The sequence below is a fragment of the Jannaschia maritima genome, assembly GCF_030973515.1.
Classification (GTDB): domain Bacteria; phylum Pseudomonadota; class Alphaproteobacteria; order Rhodobacterales; family Rhodobacteraceae; genus Jannaschia; species Jannaschia maritima.
In genome coordinates, this window is the sequence record NZ_JARGZA010000017.1 from 40,056 (window position 1) to 56,197 (window position 16,142).

General features: G+C 70.3%; 21 protein-coding genes. 11 read left to right on the forward strand and 10 right to left on the reverse strand.

Annotated elements, in window-relative coordinates; genetic code table 11:
• Positions 1-45 precede the first annotated feature (45 nt).
• From rimM to P0084_RS15090, 7 genes are all read left to right on the forward strand, one after another.
• A complete protein-coding gene (gene rimM, locus P0084_RS15060) occupies positions 46-579 on the forward strand; it encodes a ribosome maturation factor RimM (protein WP_308917696.1) in 534 nt (177 codons plus the stop codon).
• A gap of 33 nt (positions 580-612) precedes the next feature.
• Positions 613-774: a DUF1328 family protein gene (locus P0084_RS15065; RefSeq protein ID WP_308917697.1), complete on the forward strand. Its 162-nt coding sequence runs from the start codon at positions 613-615 to the stop codon at positions 772-774.
• A gap of 40 nt (positions 775-814) precedes the next feature.
• Positions 815-1,600 (forward strand): tRNA (guanosine(37)-N1)-methyltransferase TrmD, encoded by a 786-nt coding sequence (gene trmD / locus P0084_RS15070; RefSeq protein WP_308917698.1) that lies wholly within the window; start codon positions 815-817, stop codon positions 1,598-1,600.
• A gap of 81 nt (positions 1,601-1,681) precedes the next feature.
• Positions 1,682-2,068: a 50S ribosomal protein L19 gene (rplS, locus tag P0084_RS15075; RefSeq protein ID WP_308917699.1), complete on the forward strand. Its 387-nt coding sequence runs from the start codon at positions 1,682-1,684 to the stop codon at positions 2,066-2,068.
• Positions 2,069-2,072: 4 nt separating this feature from the next.
• Positions 2,073-2,294, forward strand: a complete 222-nt coding sequence (gene rpmE / locus P0084_RS15080; protein WP_308917700.1) for a 50S ribosomal protein L31 — start codon at positions 2,073-2,075, stop codon at positions 2,292-2,294.
• A gap of 79 nt (positions 2,295-2,373) precedes the next feature.
• On the forward strand, positions 2,374-3,348 hold the full coding sequence (locus P0084_RS15085) for a sulfotransferase (RefSeq protein WP_308917701.1): 975 nt from the start codon (positions 2,374-2,376) through the stop codon (positions 3,346-3,348).
• Between the two features lie 100 nt (positions 3,349-3,448).
• Entirely contained in the window at positions 3,449-4,279 is an 831-nt protein-coding gene (locus P0084_RS15090; protein WP_308917702.1) for a division plane positioning ATPase MipZ, read from the forward strand.
• Here the strand turns inward: P0084_RS15090 and P0084_RS15095 are convergent.
• The 7 genes from P0084_RS15095 to P0084_RS15125 form a co-directional block, all read right to left on the reverse strand.
• Positions 4,223-5,029, reverse strand: a complete 807-nt coding sequence (locus tag P0084_RS15095) for an amino acid ABC transporter permease (protein ID WP_308917703.1) — start codon at positions 5,027-5,029, stop codon at positions 4,223-4,225. The genes P0084_RS15090 and P0084_RS15095 overlap by 57 nt on opposite strands.
• A 19-nt stretch (positions 5,030-5,048) precedes the next feature.
• Positions 5,049-5,855, reverse strand: a complete 807-nt coding sequence (locus P0084_RS15100) for a transporter substrate-binding domain-containing protein (protein ID WP_308917704.1) — start codon at positions 5,853-5,855, stop codon at positions 5,049-5,051.
• A 61-nt stretch (positions 5,856-5,916) separates the two neighbouring features.
• Positions 5,917-6,975: a HesA/MoeB/ThiF family protein gene (locus P0084_RS15105; RefSeq protein ID WP_308917743.1), complete on the reverse strand. Its 1,059-nt coding sequence runs from the start codon at positions 6,973-6,975 to the stop codon at positions 5,917-5,919.
• Positions 6,976-7,075: 100 nt separating this feature from the next.
• The gene (gene dut / locus P0084_RS15110; protein WP_308917705.1) at positions 7,076-7,528 is read right to left on the reverse strand and encodes a dUTP diphosphatase; all 453 of its coding nucleotides are present in this window, start codon (positions 7,526-7,528) and stop codon (positions 7,076-7,078) included.
• Positions 7,521-8,714: a bifunctional phosphopantothenoylcysteine decarboxylase/phosphopantothenate--cysteine ligase CoaBC gene (gene coaBC, locus P0084_RS15115; protein WP_308917706.1), complete on the reverse strand. Its 1,194-nt coding sequence runs from the start codon at positions 8,712-8,714 to the stop codon at positions 7,521-7,523. Before coaBC ends, dut begins: the two co-directional genes overlap by 8 nt.
• A gap of 39 nt (positions 8,715-8,753) precedes the next feature.
• Positions 8,754-9,548 (reverse strand): ChaN family lipoprotein, encoded by a 795-nt coding sequence (locus P0084_RS15120; protein ID WP_308917707.1) that lies wholly within the window; start codon positions 9,546-9,548, stop codon positions 8,754-8,756.
• The gene (locus tag P0084_RS15125; RefSeq protein WP_308917708.1) at positions 9,545-10,423 is read right to left on the reverse strand and encodes an RNA polymerase factor sigma-32; all 879 of its coding nucleotides are present in this window, start codon (positions 10,421-10,423) and stop codon (positions 9,545-9,547) included. Before P0084_RS15125 ends, P0084_RS15120 begins: the two co-directional genes overlap by 4 nt.
• Before the next feature lie 100 nt (positions 10,424-10,523).
• Between P0084_RS15125 and cobU the strand changes: the two genes are divergently transcribed.
• Genes cobU through P0084_RS15140 form a run of 3 tightly spaced genes read left to right on the forward strand, consistent with a single transcriptional unit; the run spans position 10,524 to position 12,329 of the window.
• On the forward strand, positions 10,524-11,033 hold the full coding sequence (cobU, locus tag P0084_RS15130; RefSeq protein WP_308917709.1) for a bifunctional adenosylcobinamide kinase/adenosylcobinamide-phosphate guanylyltransferase: 510 nt from the start codon (positions 10,524-10,526) through the stop codon (positions 11,031-11,033).
• Positions 11,030-11,584 carry a histidine phosphatase family protein gene (locus P0084_RS15135; RefSeq protein ID WP_308917710.1) on the forward strand — a complete coding sequence of 185 codons (555 nt, stop codon included), beginning with the start codon at positions 11,030-11,032 and terminating at the stop codon, positions 11,582-11,584. The genes cobU and P0084_RS15135 overlap by 4 nt, the downstream gene beginning before the upstream one ends.
• A gap of 58 nt (positions 11,585-11,642) precedes the next feature.
• A complete protein-coding gene (locus P0084_RS15140; RefSeq protein WP_308917711.1) occupies positions 11,643-12,329 on the forward strand; it encodes a glutathione S-transferase in 687 nt (228 codons plus the stop codon).
• A 177-nt stretch (positions 12,330-12,506) separates the two neighbouring features.
• On the opposite strand, the gene P0084_RS15145 is transcribed toward P0084_RS15140, so the two are convergent.
• The 3 genes from P0084_RS15145 to P0084_RS15155 form a co-directional block, all read right to left on the reverse strand.
• The gene (locus P0084_RS15145; RefSeq protein ID WP_308917712.1) at positions 12,507-12,782 is read right to left on the reverse strand and encodes a hypothetical protein; all 276 of its coding nucleotides are present in this window, start codon (positions 12,780-12,782) and stop codon (positions 12,507-12,509) included.
• Positions 12,783-12,989: 207 nt separating this feature from the next.
• A complete protein-coding gene (locus P0084_RS15150; protein WP_308917713.1) occupies positions 12,990-13,430 on the reverse strand; it encodes a hypothetical protein in 441 nt (146 codons plus the stop codon).
• A 72-nt stretch (positions 13,431-13,502) separates the two neighbouring features.
• The gene (locus tag P0084_RS15155; protein ID WP_308917714.1) at positions 13,503-14,282 is read right to left on the reverse strand and encodes a helix-turn-helix transcriptional regulator; all 780 of its coding nucleotides are present in this window, start codon (positions 14,280-14,282) and stop codon (positions 13,503-13,505) included.
• Between the two features lie 305 nt (positions 14,283-14,587).
• Here P0084_RS15155 and P0084_RS15160 point away from each other — a divergent pair, with 305 nt between their 5' ends.
• Positions 14,588-16,105 carry a YifB family Mg chelatase-like AAA ATPase gene (locus P0084_RS15160; protein WP_308917715.1) on the forward strand — a complete coding sequence of 506 codons (1,518 nt, stop codon included), beginning with the start codon at positions 14,588-14,590 and terminating at the stop codon, positions 16,103-16,105.
• Positions 16,106-16,142: the final 37 nt, after the last annotated feature.

The following is a 16,142-nucleotide window of genomic DNA, read 5'->3' on the forward strand; positions in this document are numbered from 1 at the left end:
TTCGCCGCGGCCCCGGTCCAACGGAACTCCTACGGACCGCCCGTCATGAAGGACCATGTCTGCCTCGGCGCGATCACCGGCGCGCATGGCGTGCGGGGGGACGTCCGCGTGAAGTCGTTCTGCGCCGACCCGTCGGCGATCGGCGATTACGGCCCGCTGACGTCGGACGACGGCCGGACCTACCGGCTGACCGTCCTGCGCCCGATCAAGAACGGCTATGCCGTGCGCCTGTCCGGAGTGGCGGCCAAGGAAGCCGCCGACGCCCTGCGCGGACAGCGCCTGTGGGTCCCCCGCGGCGCCCTGCCAGATGCGGAGGACGACGAATACTATCACGCCGATCTGATCGGTCTGGACGCGCTCGACGTCGGCGGCGAACCGCTGGGCCGGGTCGCAGCCGTCCACGACCACGGCGCCGGCGACCTGCTGGAACTGCGCGGCGGCCCGCACGGCAACCTGTTGATCCCGTTCACGAAAGCGGCCGTTCCGACCGTCGACCTGGGCGCCCGCCGCGTGATCGTCGATCCGCCCCACGGCACCCTGCCCGGCCAGGACGACGTGGAACCGGACGACGTGCCCTGATGTTGGTACAGCTCTGATATTGGAAGGACGACCATGCTCGGCTGGATCATCGCACTACTCGCCGTCGCGGCCATCGCCGCGCTCCTCGGAATGAACCGCGTTTCCGGGGTCGCCCTGACGGGGGCCAAGATCCTGATCGTGATCGCGCTGGTCATCCTCGTCCTGGTGGCGCTGGGCCTCTTCGCCATCGTCTGACGCCTTCCGGGGCGCGGGCCGATGGGCTAGGCGATGGGTCATGTCCGGCCCCGCCCGCTCCCACGGCACGCGCTCCATCCGCGCCTCCACGACGCCCCGCGACCTGCTGGACGAGCCCGCGCGCACCGCCTGGCAGGCCCGCGTCGTGACCCTGTTCCCCGACGCCTTCCCCGGCGTGCTGGACCTGTCCCTGACCGGCCAGGCACGCCGCGCGGGCCTGTGGCACCTGTCCGTCACCGACCTGCGCGCGCACGGGCTGGGCCGGCACCGGCAGGTGGACGCACCGCCCGCGGGCGGAGGCGCGGGACTCGTGCTGCGCCCGGACGTCGTGGGCCCCGCGCTCGACGCCGCCCGGGGTCCCGGCCCCGTCCTCTACCTGTCGCCCCGCGGCCGCCCCTTCGACCAGGCCACAGCCCGCACCCTCGCTGCGGGCCCCGGCGCGACCCTGCTCTGCGGGCGGTTCGAGGGTGTGGACCAACGCGTGCTGGACGATCACGACGTCACCGAGATCTCCGTGGGCGACTACGTCCTGACGGGGGGCGAGCTGGCCGCGCAGATCGTGCTGGACGCCACGATCCGCCTGCTGCCGGGCGTCTTGGGCAACCCCGACAGCATCAGGGACGAAAGCCATTCCGAGGGCCTGCTGGAGCACCCCCACTACACCAAGCCCGCCGAATGGCGGGGCCAAGCCGTGCCCCCCGTCCTCACCTCCGGCGACCATGCCAGGGTCGCGGAATGGCGGCGGGCGCAGGCCCACGCCCTGACCCGCGACCGCCGCCCGGACCTTTGGGCCAGGCACCTTGCGCGCAAGGGCGATCGGGACTAGACGGCGGCCTTCCCCACCGCGGGGACACAGCGAAGAAGAATCATCCGCGGGCAAACCGCGCGTAACGAAAGGAGCGGTCCGATGGACCTGATCGCACAGATCGAGGCGGAGCAGGTCGCTGCGCTCGCCAGGCAGATCCCCGACTTCAAGGCCGGCGACACCGTCCGCGTCGGCTTCAAGGTGACCGAAGGCACGCGCACCCGGGTGCAGAACTACGAAGGCGTCTGCATCGCGCGCAAGAACGGCGAAGGCATCGCCGGCTCGTTCACGGTCCGCAAGATCAGCTTCGGCGAGGGCGTGGAGCGCGTGTTCCCGCTGCACAGCACCAACATCGACAGCATCGAGGTCGTGCGACGCGGCCGCGTCCGCCGCTCGAAGCTGTACTACCTGCGCGATCGTCGCGGCAAGTCCGCGCGGATCAAGGAGCAGACCAACTACCGTCCCAAGACGACCACCGCGGAGGCGTGATCCCATGAAGAAGAACCTTCACCCCGACTATCACGCCATCGACGTTAAGCTGGTCGACGGCACCGTGGTCCAGATGCGCTCCACCTGGGGCGAGGAGGGCAAGCAGATGTCCCTCGACATCGACCCCTCCGTCCACCCCGCTTGGACCGGCGGCGGCGCCCGCCTGATGGACACCGGCGGCCGCGTGTCGAAGTTCAAGAACAAGTACGCCGGCCTGGGCTTCTGAACCCCCGCCGCCGTCCGAGGTTGACGCCGCCCCCGGGGGCGGCGTTCTTCGTCGCGGGACACGAACCGACGGAGCGGCGATGCCAGACGTTGTCTTGATCTCGGGAAACGGCCGGTCCGGGTCGAACCGTCTGCTCGACATGTTCGACGAAAGCGACCGCACCGTTTGCCGGAGCGAGGTGAACGCGATCGGCGCGGGCGACTTCGTCGGCATCGGCGGCACGCTGTTTGCGGACGACGCGCCGCCCGACCTGTCCGACCGCCTGCGACGTGCTATCGCCCGCGCGCGCAGGCGCCGCAGCGAACGCGACCATTTCGACAAGCTGGGCAAGGCGTTCTTCCGCCCCGCCGCCCGCGCGGCGGTGCCGCTGATGGCAAGGTCGCGCGCACGGCGGCTGGCCGTCCGGGCCGGTGTCATGCGCGACGCCGCGGAATGGACCCTGCCCCCCGCCACGTTCGACCGGGCCGCGCTGGACGCCGCGACGCTGGTGCTGAAGATCAACGCCGCCCCCGTCTGGGCCCGCGCGCTCCTGTGCGACCATCCCGGGGCGCGCGTCGTCCACAACATCCGCGAGCCGCGCGGCTACCTTGCATCGTGGTACAACCGCTTCCTCAAGGGCGGCGCGCAGACGGCCGACTTCCGGTCAAACTTCGCAGACGTCCCCCGCATCCTGTCGCACTTCGGACGACCCGCCGCCGCGGCGGACGACCTGCGCGAGCCCACGCTGCCCAACATGGTCGAGGTGGAAGTCTGGCGCTGGCGCCACATCAACGAGCTGCACCAGACCCTTCCGGGCGGCCCGGATCGCGTGTGCCGCATCGGGTACGGCACGATCGACGCCGACCCCCGCGCCGCGGCGCGGATGCTCTACGGATTCGCGGGCCTTCCCCTGGGCCCCGCCACGGAGGAGGCGATCGCGGGCATGCGCAACACGTTGTTCGCCAAGAAGCACGCCGACGCCCTGGACCCCGCCATCGTCGACGCCGCCCTGCGCCGCGTCCTGTCCGACAGTCCCCTGCGCGAGATCCCGGAGGTCCGGGCCGCCCTGGCCTGATGCCGCCGACAACGATCGGGCCCGCATCGACCACCCCCTCTGGGCAAGCCCCCGCCGACCCGGTAGCGATGCGCCCGGGCAGGCTACGGGCAGGGGCGGCATGGCGCATATCATCGTCTTCGGAAACGAGAAGGGTGGGTCCGGCAAGTCCACCACCGCCATGCACGTGGCCACCGCCCTGGCCCGCCAGGGGGCCCGCGTGGGCGCCATCGACCTCGACCTCCGCCAGCGCAGCTTCGAGCGCTACATCGAGAACCGGGTGGAATTCTCGCGCCATCAGGACGTGGCCCTCCCCACTCCCACGGTCGGTCGCTTGCCCAAGGTCGGCCAGGACGATGTCGCCCCGGGCGAGAACCCGTTCGACCGGTCGCTGACCCTCGCCGTACAGGGCCTGGACGCGGAATGCGACTTCGTGCTGATCGACTGCCCCGGCAGCCACACCCGGTTCAGCCAAGTCGCCCACAGCCTCGCCGACACGCTGGTCACGCCGCTCAACGACAGCTTTGTGGACTTCGACATGCTGGCGCGCATCGACCCCGGATCGGGCCGCGTCGTCGGGCCGAGCGTGTATTCCGAAATGGTGTGGAACGCCCGCCAGGCCCGTGCGGAGGCCGGGTCGAAGCCGATGGACTGGATCGTCCTGCGCAACCGCCTGGGCACCACCGAGATGCACAACAAGCGCAAGGTCGGCGCAGCGCTCGACGACCTGTCCAAGCGCATCGGCTTCCGCGTGTCCCCCGGCTTCACCGAACGCGTGATCTTCCGCGAACTGTTCCCCCGCGGCATGACCCTGCTCGACCTGAAGGACATCGGCGTCGGCAGCCTGAACCTGTCCAACGTCGCCGCCCGGCAAGAGGTGCGCGACCTCATCACGTCACTGCGACTGCCGCGCGTCCAGGCGACGCTCCAAACGCCGGAGGGCCAGGCTTAGCGCCACGGTCATCGTCAGGTACAGCAGCGTGACGACGTTGTACGTCTCGAAGTACCGGAAGTTGCCCGCCGCCGTGACCTTGCCCAGCTGCGCGATGTCCAGCACGCCCACCACGCTGACCAGGCTGCTGTCCTTCACCATGGCCACCAGATCGTTGCCCAAGGGCGGCAGGATCGTGCGGAACGCCTGCGGCAGGACGATGTGGCGGAAGATGCGGCCCCGCGACAAGCCCAGGGCCTCCGCCGCCTCGATCTGGCCCTCGTCGACCGATTCCAGGCCCGCGCGGAACACTTCGGCGATGAACGACGAATAGGCCAGGACCAGCGCCAGCACCGCCCGCCACAGCAGCGGAAAGTCCCGCGTCCGCGCCATCGGCAGGCCGGTCGCGTCCGCGACCCAGTTCCACCCCGCGACCAGCCCCGGCACCAGCACGAACGCGACGTAGAGCAGCAGCACCAGGATCGGGATGCCGCGCAGCAACTCGGTATAGAACCGCGCCAGCTGCCGTGCCACGCGGCTGCCCGAAACCGCCATCAGCGCCACGCCCAGCCCGATCAGGCAGGCCCCCGCGAAGGCCGTGGCCGTGACCAGCACGGTGATCCACAGCCCGCGCCGCAGCGTCGACAGCACCTGCCGCGCCCCGTCGTCCAGGGCGATCACGACGTACGACCCACCGATCAGGACCCCGATGGCGACCAGCCACCAGGGGAAGTCTGGGGCGTCGGACGCGCCCCTGCGGCGGCGCCTCACGGACGCCCGATCCGCCCGGTCACTCCGGGAACGCGTATTCCAGGAACCACTTCGTGTTCAGCGCTTCCAGGGTGCCGTCGGCGCGCATGTCCTCCAGCGCGGCATTGATCGGCTCGACCAGGTCGGACCCCTTGGGCAGGATGAAGCCGAAATCCTCCGTGCCCAGCGGCTCGCCCACGATCTTGAGCGCGCCGTCGCTGGCGGCGACCACGCCGTTGGCGGCGGTGGAATCGGACAGCGCCAAGTCCACGTCGCCCGCGCGCAGCGCCTGCAGGCCGGCGCCGAACGTTTCGAACAGCTTGACGCGGGGGTTCGCCTCGTCCCCGTCCAGCACGTCGTACACGCCGACATAGAACGGCGTCGTGCCGGGCTGGGCCGCCATCAGCAGGTCGTCGTCCGCCGCGAAGCCTGCCGCGTCCTCGAACCGGTCCTCGTCGCCGCGCACGATCATCATCATCTGGCTGGTCATGTAGGGCGCGGAGAAGTCGACCACCTCGGCGCGGTCCTCGCGGATGGTGATGCCGGTCATGCCCAGGTCGAACTCGCCCCGGCTGACGGCGGGGATCATGCCGTCCCAGCTGATCTTCTCGTATTCGGGCGTGATGTTGATCCGCTCCGCGATGGCGGCCATCGCGTCGTATTCCCAGCCGATGGCATCCCCCGACCCGGGTTCCTTGAACTGCAGCGGCGGATACGCGTCCTCGGTCGCGACGACGACCGTGCGGCCGCCTAGGTCGGGCAGGTGGCCGTCGGCGAGGGCGGCGGTCGCGGCGGGCAGGACCAACGCGACGGTGGCGACGGCGGCGGACAGGGCGGTGCGGATCATAGGTGTCTCCCCTTCGGATCGGTCCGCATGATGCGCCCGGCGGGGGCCGGGGTCCAGTGGGTCAGATGTCCCCGCACACGGCGCAGTCGGCGCGGCGCTTGACGCGCACGGTGCGGGTCTCGGCGTCCAGGGCGTCCCAGATCAGCAGGCGGCCGCGCAGGGGGGTGCCCGCGCCCGTGATCTCCTTGATCGCCTCCAGCGCCATCAGGCTGCCGATCAGCCCCGGCAGGGCGCCGACCACGCCGGCCTCCGCGCAGGTGGGGGCCTGGCCGGGGCGGGGGGCGCGAGGGAACAGGCAGGCCATGCAGGGCGCGCCGCCCGCGGGATCGTAGACCGTGACCTGCCCCTCCCACTGCGTGATGGCCCCGCCGATTACGGGGCGCCCGGAGGCGACGGCGGCGCGGTTGACGACGTCGCGCGTGTCGAAGCTGTCCGACCCGTCCACGATCAGGTCGTAATCCGCGACCATCGCCTCCGCGATGTCCTCGGTCAGGCGGCGGTGGTACGGGCGGACCGCGACATGGGGGTTCAGGGCGGCGACGGCGGCCTGCGCGCTGAACACCTTGGGCATGCCGCCGCGGGCGTCGGTATGGATCACCTGGCGTTGCAGGTTGGATAGGTCCACGGCGTCGTCGTCCACGACGCCCAGCGTCCCCACCCCCGCCGCGGCCAGGTACAACAGGACGGGCGATCCCAGCCCCCCCGCCCCGACCACGAGGACGCGCGCCTCCTTCAGGCGACGCTGGCCCAGGCCGCCGATCTCCCGCAGGGTGATGTGACGGGCATAGCGTTCCAGCTCGACGTCGCTGAAGGGACCGTCCTGCGCAGCCCGCCCGTCGCCCGCATCGCGCGCGGCCTCCAGCGTGGCGGCGCGGCCCCGCACCCGACCCAGCAGCCGCCAATAGGCCAGGACCGCCAAGCCCACGGCGCCCAGGATCAGCCAGGGCGCCGGCCCGCCGCCCAACTGCTCGCGCAGGGGGTGCCCGGGGGCGAGGGCGAACTGAAGGAACAGGACCGCCACGTAGAGCAGGGCGATCATGATCAGGCGGGCCTGCACGGGCGTGCCCATGAACCGGCCCAGCAGCCACAGGCCCACGGCCATCAGGATGACGATCAGCATCGCGTCGCGGCGTCCGGTCGTGTCACGCGGCATTCCCCTTCCGGTCCCACGGGGGAGATAAGGGGCGGGGGTCGGGCGGCAAGCGGCGCCCGGTCGCGGGTCAGCGCCGCCCGGTGGAGCCGAAGCCCGACGCGCCCCGCGCGGTCGGGGGCAGGGCATCGGCCTCCCGCACGGGCGGGCGCAGCACGGGCGCGATCACCGCCTGCGCGATGCGGTCGCCGTGTTCGACGCGGAACGGGGCGTCGCCCGCGTTCCACAGGCCGACCATCACCTCGCCGCGATAATCCGCGTCCACCGTGCCCGGCGCGTTGGGCACCAGGATGCGATGCCGCAACGACAGGCCCGAGCGCGGCCTGACCTGCATCTCCGTGCCGGGCGGCAGGGCGACGTAAAAGCCGGTGGGGACCAGGACCTGTCCGCCGGGGGGCAGATCCAGAGGCCCGTCCGGCAGGCAGGCGCGCAGGTCGAGGCCGGCCGCGCCCGCCGTCGCGTATGCGGGCAAGGGCAGGTCCGGGTTGGCGTCCGTGCGGCGGAACAGGACCGCGTCAGCCATCGGCCAGGGCGTCCGCGATCCGGCGTGCCAGCCTGCGGGCGGTGTCGGCCTTGGACATGCGCGGCCAGGCCTCCGCCCCGTTCGCGTCGATCACCGTCACGGCGTTCTCCGCTCCGCCCATGATGCCGGTGGCGGGCGACACGTCGTTGGCGACGATCCAGTCGCAGCCCTTGCGCGCCCGCTTGGCGGTGGCGTGGGCGATCACGTCATCGGTCTCCGCCGCGAAGCCCACGACCAGCCGGGGGCGGTCGGCGCGACGTGACAGGTCGGCCAGGATGTCCGGGTTCTCGGCGAAGCGCAGTTCGGGCAGACCGCCCGCCGTCTTCTTCATCTTGCTGTCGGTCGCGTTGACGACGTGCCAGTCCGCCACCGCGGCGGCCATCACCGCGGCGTCCGCGGGCAGCGCAGTCACGACCGCGTCGGCCATCTGCCGGGCGGTCGTGACCGCCACCACGTCCACGCCCCCGGGCGGGGCCACGTCGGCGGGGCCCGAAACGAAGGTGACGCGTGCGCCCAGGTCGCGCAATGCGGCGGCGATGGCCGTTCCCTGCGCACCGGACGACCGGTTGGCGATGTAGCGGACGGGGTCGATGGGCTCGTGCGTGGGGCCCGACGTCACCAGCACGTGCCGCCCCCGCAGCGGCCCGTCGGACAGGCCTGCGGCGATCGCGGCGACGATGTCGGGCACCTCGGCGAATCGGCCGTATCCGTACTCGCCGCAGGCCATCGCACCCTCCACGGGACCGATCACGCCGATCCCGTCGCCCCGCAGTGTGGCCAGGTTCCTGACCGTGGCGGGGTGCTCCCACATGCGGACGTTCATCGCGGGCGCGATCAGCACGGGCTTGTCCGTCGCAATCAGCAGCGTGGTCGCCAGGTCGTCGGCCAATCCCTGCGCCATCTTGCCCATCAAGTTCGCCGTGGCGGGCGCGACCACGACCAGGTCGGCGGCGCGCGACAACTCGATATGGCCCATCTCCGCCTCGTCGGTCAGGTCGAACAGGTCGCGATAGACCTTCGATGCCGCCAGCGCGGACACCGACAGGGGGGTGACGAACGCTTCCGCCGCGCGGGTCAGGACGGGGGTGACGGTCGCGCCATGGTCCCGCAGGCGGCGGATCAGGTCCAGCGCCTTGAACGCGGCGATCCCGCCGCCGACGATCAGAAGGATGCGCCTGCCCTGCATTGCCTCCACGCTAGGGGGCGGGGACGAGGACGTCCAGCGTCAGCGGAACGCGGCGCAGGGGTCGCCACGCTCCGGCGCGGGGGCGGATATGGTGCTCACGGGGATGGCGGCGTCCCAATCGGGCGGGGCGGCCCCGTCCTCCCCCTGCCACACGACGGCCTGCCGGACGTCCGGATCCGCCAGGGCCAGCAATGTGGGCGCGCCGTGGTCGGGGCGAACATGGCCGCTGCCCGCGATCACGACGACCCTGTCGGCGCCGTCGTCCAGCGCCCGCAGGGCGGCGGCGGCCAGGTCGGCGTCGCGCAGGCGCTGCGCCTCGACCATGCCGGGCAGGAGGTCCGGGGGCAGCGCATCGCAATGGGCGGCCGCCTGCCCCGCCTCCCGTGCGGCCCGCTCGTCTGGCGGCAGGGACGCGTCCAGCCCGAACCGCGCCCCATCCGCCCCGAACACCGCCAGCGCGCCCACCTGCACGGCACGCGACGTGGCGGCGGGGGGTCGGGCCGAACCGTACAGCGCGGCATCCGGGACGGCGGCGAAGATCGGGGCGTACATCGCGAAGTCGGGCCAGCCGCCGTCCGCCCAGGCGAAGGCCTCCTCCAGCGCGTCGGCATCCGTGCGGTCCACGCCCGCGGCATCTTTCACCTGTCCTGGCGACAACATCTCGAACACCAGCGCATCGGGTGCAAACTTCGCCGTCAGCGTGGCTTGGGTGTCGTGGTGCCCGGGGTTGTCGTGGATCTCGCCCAGCCAGACGACCTGCGTGTCGGGGGGAATCTCGGGGGACGCGGCGGCGGCGCCGGCCACGAGGGCCAGCGCCAGAGCAGCGCGGATCACAGGAGGAACCCGCGCACCTCCCGCGACTGGTTGTCCAGCGACTTGCGCATCTTGGCGAAGGCCGCGGCCTCCAGCTGGCGGACGCGCTCCTTAGACAGCTTCAACTCGTTGCCCAGCGATTCCAGCGTGCGAGGCTCGGGACGCAGCTTGCGCTCGCGCACGATGAAACGCTCGCGGTCGTTCAATGCGCTCATGGCGGTCAGCAGCCACTCGCGCAGCATCGCGGTGTCGTGCTTCAGCTCGACGGAGGAATCGGCCTGATCGGCGCCGTCCTCCAGCGTGTCGATCCATTCGCGCCCGTCCTCGTCGGAGGATTGCGTGGCGTTCAGGCTGAAGTCGGACCCAGACAGCCGGCCCTCCATCATCTCGACGTCGTGGAGCGGCACGCCGACCTCGGTGGCGATGCGCTCCCGCATGGTCTGGCGGTCCAGCACGACGCCTTCGGCCAGGGCCTCCCGCTCCAGCCGGGCCTGCACACGGCGCAGGTTGAAGAACAGCGACTTCTGGCTCGACGTGGATCCGGTGCGGACCATCGACCAGTTGCGCATGACGTAGTCCTGGATCGACGCCTTGATCCACCACACGGCGTATGTACTAAAACGTACCCCACGGTCGGGATCGAACTTCTCGGCGGCCTTCATCAGGCCCAGCCCGGCCTCCTGGATCAGGTCGTTCATCGGCGCGCCGTAGCGCTTGAACTTCGCCGCCATGGAGATCGCCAATCGCATGTACGCGGTGATCAGACGATGCAGGCTTTCCTCGCAGCGGTCGTCCCGCCAGGCATAGGCGAGGCGAAGTTCCGTCTCCGCATCCAGCAGTTCCGCCTTCATGGCGCGACGCGACAGCGAGTTGTCGGAATTGAAGTCTAGCGCCATAATGCACCCCCCGGGACGGCTTCTCGTGCGGGCCGGAGTTCCGGCCTCATAGGGGTGTTACGCGCAGGGGTGGGGATTGGATCAGAAAAAAATCGCAGCGATGTCCGATACTTCCAAAACCACCCTGGTCCTGGGTCACGCGGCGTCCGGCAAGTCAGTCTGGGCCGAACGGGTGGCCCGCCGCGCAGGTGGCCCGGTCACGTACGTCGCCACCGCGCGGGTGGGGGACGACGAGATGGCGGCCAAGGTGGCACGGCACGCCGCGCGCCGCGACGCCGACTGGACCCTGGTGGAGGCGCCCGCCGATCTGGCCACCCCCTGCGCCGCGGCGACGGGCATTGTGCTGATCGACTGCATGACCATGTGGCTGACCAACACGATGATGGACGATGCCCCATGGGAACCATCCCTGACCCGAATGGTTGAGGCTATGACGACCGCGCAAGCGCGGTTTCTTGTTGTGTCAAATGACGTAGGTGGGGGGATCACGCCGGATAATGCCTTGGCCCGCCGGTTCCAGCGCGAACAGGGCGCGCTGAACCAGCGTCTGGCGGCCGCCTGCGACCGGGTCGTGCTGGTGACCGCGGGCCTGGGGCAGGTCCTAAAATGACCCGTCTCTGGCTCGTCCGTCATGGACCGACCCATGCCAAGACGATGCTGGGCCACACCGACCGCCCCGCCGACCTGTCGGACACCGACGCTCTGGCCCGCCTGTCCGCCGCCCTCCCCCGCGTCGCGATCGTCAGCAGCGACCTGTCCCGCACCCGCGCCACCGCCGACGCCATCCAGGACGGCCGCCCCCGCCTGCCCGACGAGCCCGCCTTCCGCGAGTTCCACTACGGCGCGTGGGAGGATCGCCCTTTCGAGCGGATCGACGGGCCCCTGCTGCGCGCCTTCTTCGACCGGCCCGGCGACGTCCGCCCGCCCGGAGGCGAATCGTGGCACGACGTCCTGGCCCGCGTGACGGCGGCATTGGACCGCTACGCGCGTCACGACGACCTGATCGTGGTCTGCCATTTCGGCGTGATCCTGTGCCTGTGGGCCGAAGCCGCCCGCATCCCGCCGAACGACGCCGTGGCCCAGGGCGTCCGCCCCCTATCGCTGACGCGCATCGACTGGGGCGCGGACCCCTTGGCCCACTCGGTCGATGCCGTTCCGTGATGACCTAGCCGCGGAATCCTGATTTCCTCCGCGGGGGGCGGTGGGGCATGGACGGGCCATGACCTACGACCTGTTGATCGGCGACCGATCCTACTCCTCCTGGTCCCTGCGCGGCTGGCTTTTGTTCGCCGCCTTCGACCTTCCCGTCCGCACCCATCTGGCGCGGATGTACGACCCGGGCTTCGTGCTGGCCTTGCGCGACTATGCCCCCGCCCGAACGGTGCCCACCGTGCGCATGCCGGACGGCGCCGTGTGGACCGACAGCATCGCCATCGCCGAAGGCCTGGCTGAAGCGCACCCGGACGCCGGCCACTGGCCCCGCGACCCCCGCCCCCGCGCCCTGGCCCGGTCGCTGGTGGCCGAGATGCACAGCGGCTTCACGGCCCTGCGCGCCGCCTGCCCCATGAACCTCCGCGTGGCCTGGGACGGGTTCGTGCCTGACGACGCGGTGCGAGCCGACCTCGACCGCCTGGACCGCCTGTGGGGCCTGGCGCGGGAAACCGCGACGGACGACGGCCCCTGGCTCTTCGGCGCCTACACGGCCGCGGATGCCTTCTACGCCCCCGTCGCCATGCGCATCGCAGGCTACGACCTGCCCGCCACCCCCACCATGCGATCCTACGTCGACGCCCACCTCGCCCACGCCCCCCTGCGCGAATGGCGCGCGGAGGGCGAAGCCGCGGACCGCACGCTCGACGTCTACGACATGGGGCTGCTGACGAAGCCGTTCCCGATGGGGGCATGAGGCGGGGGCGTCCAGCCGGGTTCGGCCACCCGGTCCATCCGGCGGACCCCGGCAGGAAACGGGATCGGTACGGCGCGAGCGGAGAACCCTTTGGTCATGGCCGACTCTGCCGGCGCACGACCATACCCATTGGTCACGAATGGTTCCGGACCGCGTCCGTGGCCGGCGCGCGTATCGTTAGCCGATCTGCTTAACCGTATAGAAGATGATCGATGGCCTATCGCCCCCGGTCTGGATCTTCAGCTTCGTAAGTCCGCTGGAAGCGGGCTTGTACTCGAACGAGTAGGGCCCGAAGTTCCCATACTCGCCCTTGCCCTTGTGGGGTCGGTGGATATCGCGGTTCCTGCCGTTCTTCGTTACCCAGATACGCGTCATGTCGAGCGGCTGACCATCCGCGTCGGTCGCACGGACGGTGACCAGCATCTTTATTCTGATCCCGGAACTGAACGTCATGTCCAGGATCGTTCGGCGTTTGAAGGGCCGGGGGATCGTCTTGCTCCGTCCGCCGTCTTCGCGCAGACGCTTCGCCGCCGCCTTCGCCGCTTCTTCTGCTGGGCGAATTCGACGAGCCTCTCGACATCGTATCTGCCGAATGACCAATTGCCGCCGTGAATGCCCATCGGGGGACTTCCTTCGCTCGGGGACGCGATGTCCGACGTCTCAGAGGGGGAGCACGATGCAGATGCCATAGCATCTCTGGCAGGCCGCCCGGATGCCGCGCTGCTCCACCAGGGAGACCTGCCCGTCCGAGATCTCGAAGACCTCTCGTCCCTCGGGGATCTCGGCATCCTCGGGAGGTGAAAGGTCCCCGCCGTCGGTATCGACATAATGAGCGTGGAAGCCATCGGGGATGGGAATGCCTACATCTTCCAGCCTTGCCGAGAGATAGCCGGTCGGATCGGCCTTGAACGCCGACGCTTCCTCCGGCGACTTGTTGACGTAGCGACTGACCATCGACAGAACCGGCAGGATCGGTGCCTCGCCGCTGGCGGCACACGTTCCGACCGCCACCCAGCCGTCGTTCCGGCATCGCAAGAGGGAGCCGAACCTACAGATCTCGGCGCCTTCGCTGTATTCCTCGCCGTCGTACAAGCAGCCCATCGTCATCTCCGTTTGCAGAGCTTTAGAATGGGCGTTCGTGACCGTGCCGCCTACGTCGTGAAATCGATACCTTTACGGGCCGATTCGCGCCGCTCGGACAGCTTTCGCGACCGCCTCCTCTCGGGTCTTCGCGTTCAGCTTCCAGCGTGCCGATCGCAGATGCTTCGTCACCATCGCCTCGCTGATCCCCATCGCGTCGGCGATCCGCGCGTTCATCATCCCGCCCGCCAGCAACCGAAGCGCCTGGGCTTCCCGCACCGATAGTTCGCGCCTGCGGATTGGCAGGAGATCGGTCGCCGACGCACTTTCGGGCCAGTCGAGCCACGGCAGGAGCAATCGGATCGCGGTTTCTATTCGATGGAGGTTCTCCGTGTCCATGACCTCGGATGGTTCGAGCTTCGAGCAATAGGTGATCGTGTTCGCCCCCGAACTCGGCGTCGGTCGTGCGGTCAGGCACACGATCGAACGCTCCCCCGAATCACGGACGAAACCCGCGAAAGACCCGTGCTGGGGAATCGTCTCGTAGATGCTACGATCCGCAGTCCGCCATCGTAGAGGATGCCGGCTCCATGCGGCGTGCTTGACGATGAAGTCCGACGCATGGAACTCCTCGTCGACGTAGGTTTCCAACGTCGCCTCTGCCAACGTGCTTCGAAACCAAAAGGATCGGCCTTCCTGCTCGCAAATGGCTGCGGCGTTCACGGCTGTCGCACCCAGTCCCTCCAACGTTCGCTGGATTGCCGTCCACCTGTCATCCGGAGAGGCGGCGACGAGCATCCTTTCCGCGATGTCGGCGGCAAGCCGTCGGTCGCGTTCCCGAATTGTGGACCCGTTCGCTGAGTCAATCGCCATCGAAAGACACGATAGCGGAACCGACCCCTCATGTATGCAGTTGAGCGCGGCTCGCTGGTGTGCGCCTACACCGAGACCGCCTAAGTGAAGCACCGACACCGAAGTTTCGGTCAAACAGGTTCTCTTCGACGATACCTCACGAGCTGGACCGTCGAGCACGCCGCCTTCGGGACCTGCCGCGATGCCTTCGCATCCGACGAGCAGCGGAGGGCGGGAGCCATTCGCCCGGTTTCGACACAGACGCGCCCATCGCAGGCTCACCCCCTTTACCCCACCCTAACACCCCCCATGCCATCCCTCCCGGCATGACCCTCGCCCGCACCACCACCGTCGCCTTCGAAGGGTTGGAGGCCCGGCCCGTGGACGTGCAATGCGCGGTCACGCCGGGGCTGCCGTATCTCGGGATCGTGGGACTGCCCGACAAGGCCGTGTCGGAAGCGAAGGACCGCATCCGGACCGCGCTGGCGGAGCTGGGCATCGCCCTGCCCGCGCGGCGCATCATCGTGAACCTGTCGCCTGCCGACCTGCCGAAGGAAGGCGCGCATTTCGACCTGCCCATCGCGCTATCGCTGCTCGCTGCGCTCGACGTCGTGCCGGCCGATGCGGTGGCCGACGCCCTGTCCATCGGGGGGATGTCGCTCGACGGCGCGTTGGAGGCGGTCGCCGGCGCCCTGCCTGCCGCGGTGGCCGCGAAGGATCTGGGTCGCCTGCTCCTTTGTCCCGCCGCCTGCGGGCCGGAGGCCGCCTGGGTCGATCCCGACAACGTCCTGCCCGCCCCGTCCCTGGGCGCGCTGATCGACCACCTGACGGGGCGGATGCCTTTGCAGCCCGCTGCCAGCGCCCGCCTGCCCGCGCCGCCCCCGCGCGCCGATCTGCGCGAGGTCCGCGGTCAGGAACGCGCCAAGCGCGCGCTAGAGATCGCGGCCGCAGGCCGCCACCACCTGTTCCTCGTCGGCCCGCCGGGGTCGGGCAAGTCCATGCTCGCCGCCCGCCTGCCCACGATCCTGCCGCCGCTGACGGCCGCCGAATCGCTCGAAACGTCGATGATCCACAGCCTCGCTGGCACCCTGCCCGAAGGCGGCGTCCTACAGGCCCGCCCGTTCCAGGAACCCCACCACACCGCGTCGGTGGCCGCCATCGCGGGCGGGGGCCGCCGCGCGGGGCCTGGCCAGATCAGCCTAGCCCATAACGGCGTGCTCTTCATGGACGAGTTCCCGGAGTTCCCGCGCCCCGTGCTGGAGACGCTGCGCCAGCCCATCGAGACCGGGGAGGTCGTGATCGCGCGGGCCAACGCGCATGTCCGCTATCCCTGCCGGTTCCTCTTGATCGCCGCCGCGAACCCGTGCCGCTGCGGGATGTTGTTCGACGCCGACGCCGCCTGCTCCCGCGCACCCGGCTGCGGCGAGGAGTACCTGGCAAAGATCTCGGGGCCCTTGATGGACCGCTTCGACCTGCGGCTGGAGGTACCGGCCGTTCCCGTCTCCGACCTGACGCTGCCGCCCACGGGCGAGACGTCCGAACGGGTGGCCGCCCGCGTGGCCGACGCGCGCGAGGTGCAGGCCGAACGCTATGCCGGGATGGACGACGTGCGCGTCAACGCGGACCTGTCGGGCGACCGCCTGACGGACCTGGCCGCGCCCGACGCGGCCGCGCGGGACCTGCTGGACGGCGCCGTTGCGCGCATGAAGCTGTCGGCGCGCGGCTATCATCGGGTGCTAAAGGTTGCGCGCACCATCGCGGACCTCGACAGCTCCGGCGACATAGGCCGCGCCCACGTGGCGGAGGCGCTGAGCTACCGCCTCGTAGTGGGCAGCGCGGCCTAGGCCCGACGCCCCGTTCGGAACGGTCCTGCATCACAGC

Coding starts and splice junctions, on each gene's coding strand:
- rimM (WP_308917696.1), top strand. CDS start 46: ATGAAGGACCATGTCTGCCTCGGCGCGATCACCGGCGCGCATGGCGTG.
- P0084_RS15065 (WP_308917697.1), top strand. CDS start 613: ATGCTCGGCTGGATCATCGCACTACTCGCCGTCGCGGCCATCGCCGCG.
- trmD (WP_308917698.1), top strand. CDS start 815: ATGTCCGGCCCCGCCCGCTCCCACGGCACGCGCTCCATCCGCGCCTCC.
- rplS (WP_308917699.1), top strand. CDS start 1,682: ATGGACCTGATCGCACAGATCGAGGCGGAGCAGGTCGCTGCGCTCGCC.
- rpmE (WP_308917700.1), top strand. CDS start 2,073: ATGAAGAAGAACCTTCACCCCGACTATCACGCCATCGACGTTAAGCTG.
- P0084_RS15085 (WP_308917701.1), top strand. CDS start 2,374: ATGCCAGACGTTGTCTTGATCTCGGGAAACGGCCGGTCCGGGTCGAAC.
- P0084_RS15090 (WP_308917702.1), top strand. CDS start 3,449: ATGGCGCATATCATCGTCTTCGGAAACGAGAAGGGTGGGTCCGGCAAG.
- P0084_RS15100 (WP_308917704.1), bottom strand. CDS start 5,855: ATGATCCGCACCGCCCTGTCCGCCGCCGTCGCCACCGTCGCGTTGGTC.
- P0084_RS15105 (WP_308917743.1), bottom strand. CDS start 6,975: ATGCTGATCGTCATCCTGATGGCCGTGGGCCTGTGGCTGCTGGGCCGG.
- dut (WP_308917705.1), bottom strand. CDS start 7,528: ATGGCTGACGCGGTCCTGTTCCGCCGCACGGACGCCAACCCGGACCTG.
- coaBC (WP_308917706.1), bottom strand. CDS start 8,714: ATGCAGGGCAGGCGCATCCTTCTGATCGTCGGCGGCGGGATCGCCGCG.
- P0084_RS15125 (WP_308917708.1), bottom strand. CDS start 10,423: ATGGCGCTAGACTTCAATTCCGACAACTCGCTGTCGCGTCGCGCCATG.
- cobU (WP_308917709.1), top strand. CDS start 10,524: ATGTCCGATACTTCCAAAACCACCCTGGTCCTGGGTCACGCGGCGTCC.
- P0084_RS15135 (WP_308917710.1), top strand. CDS start 11,030: ATGACCCGTCTCTGGCTCGTCCGTCATGGACCGACCCATGCCAAGACG.
- P0084_RS15140 (WP_308917711.1), top strand. CDS start 11,643: ATGACCTACGACCTGTTGATCGGCGACCGATCCTACTCCTCCTGGTCC.
- P0084_RS15145 (WP_308917712.1), bottom strand. CDS start 12,782: ATGACGTTCAGTTCCGGGATCAGAATAAAGATGCTGGTCACCGTCCGT.
- P0084_RS15150 (WP_308917713.1), bottom strand. CDS start 13,430: ATGGGCTGCTTGTACGACGGCGAGGAATACAGCGAAGGCGCCGAGATC.
- P0084_RS15155 (WP_308917714.1), bottom strand. CDS start 14,282: ATGGCGATTGACTCAGCGAACGGGTCCACAATTCGGGAACGCGACCGA.
- P0084_RS15160 (WP_308917715.1), top strand. CDS start 14,588: ATGACCCTCGCCCGCACCACCACCGTCGCCTTCGAAGGGTTGGAGGCC.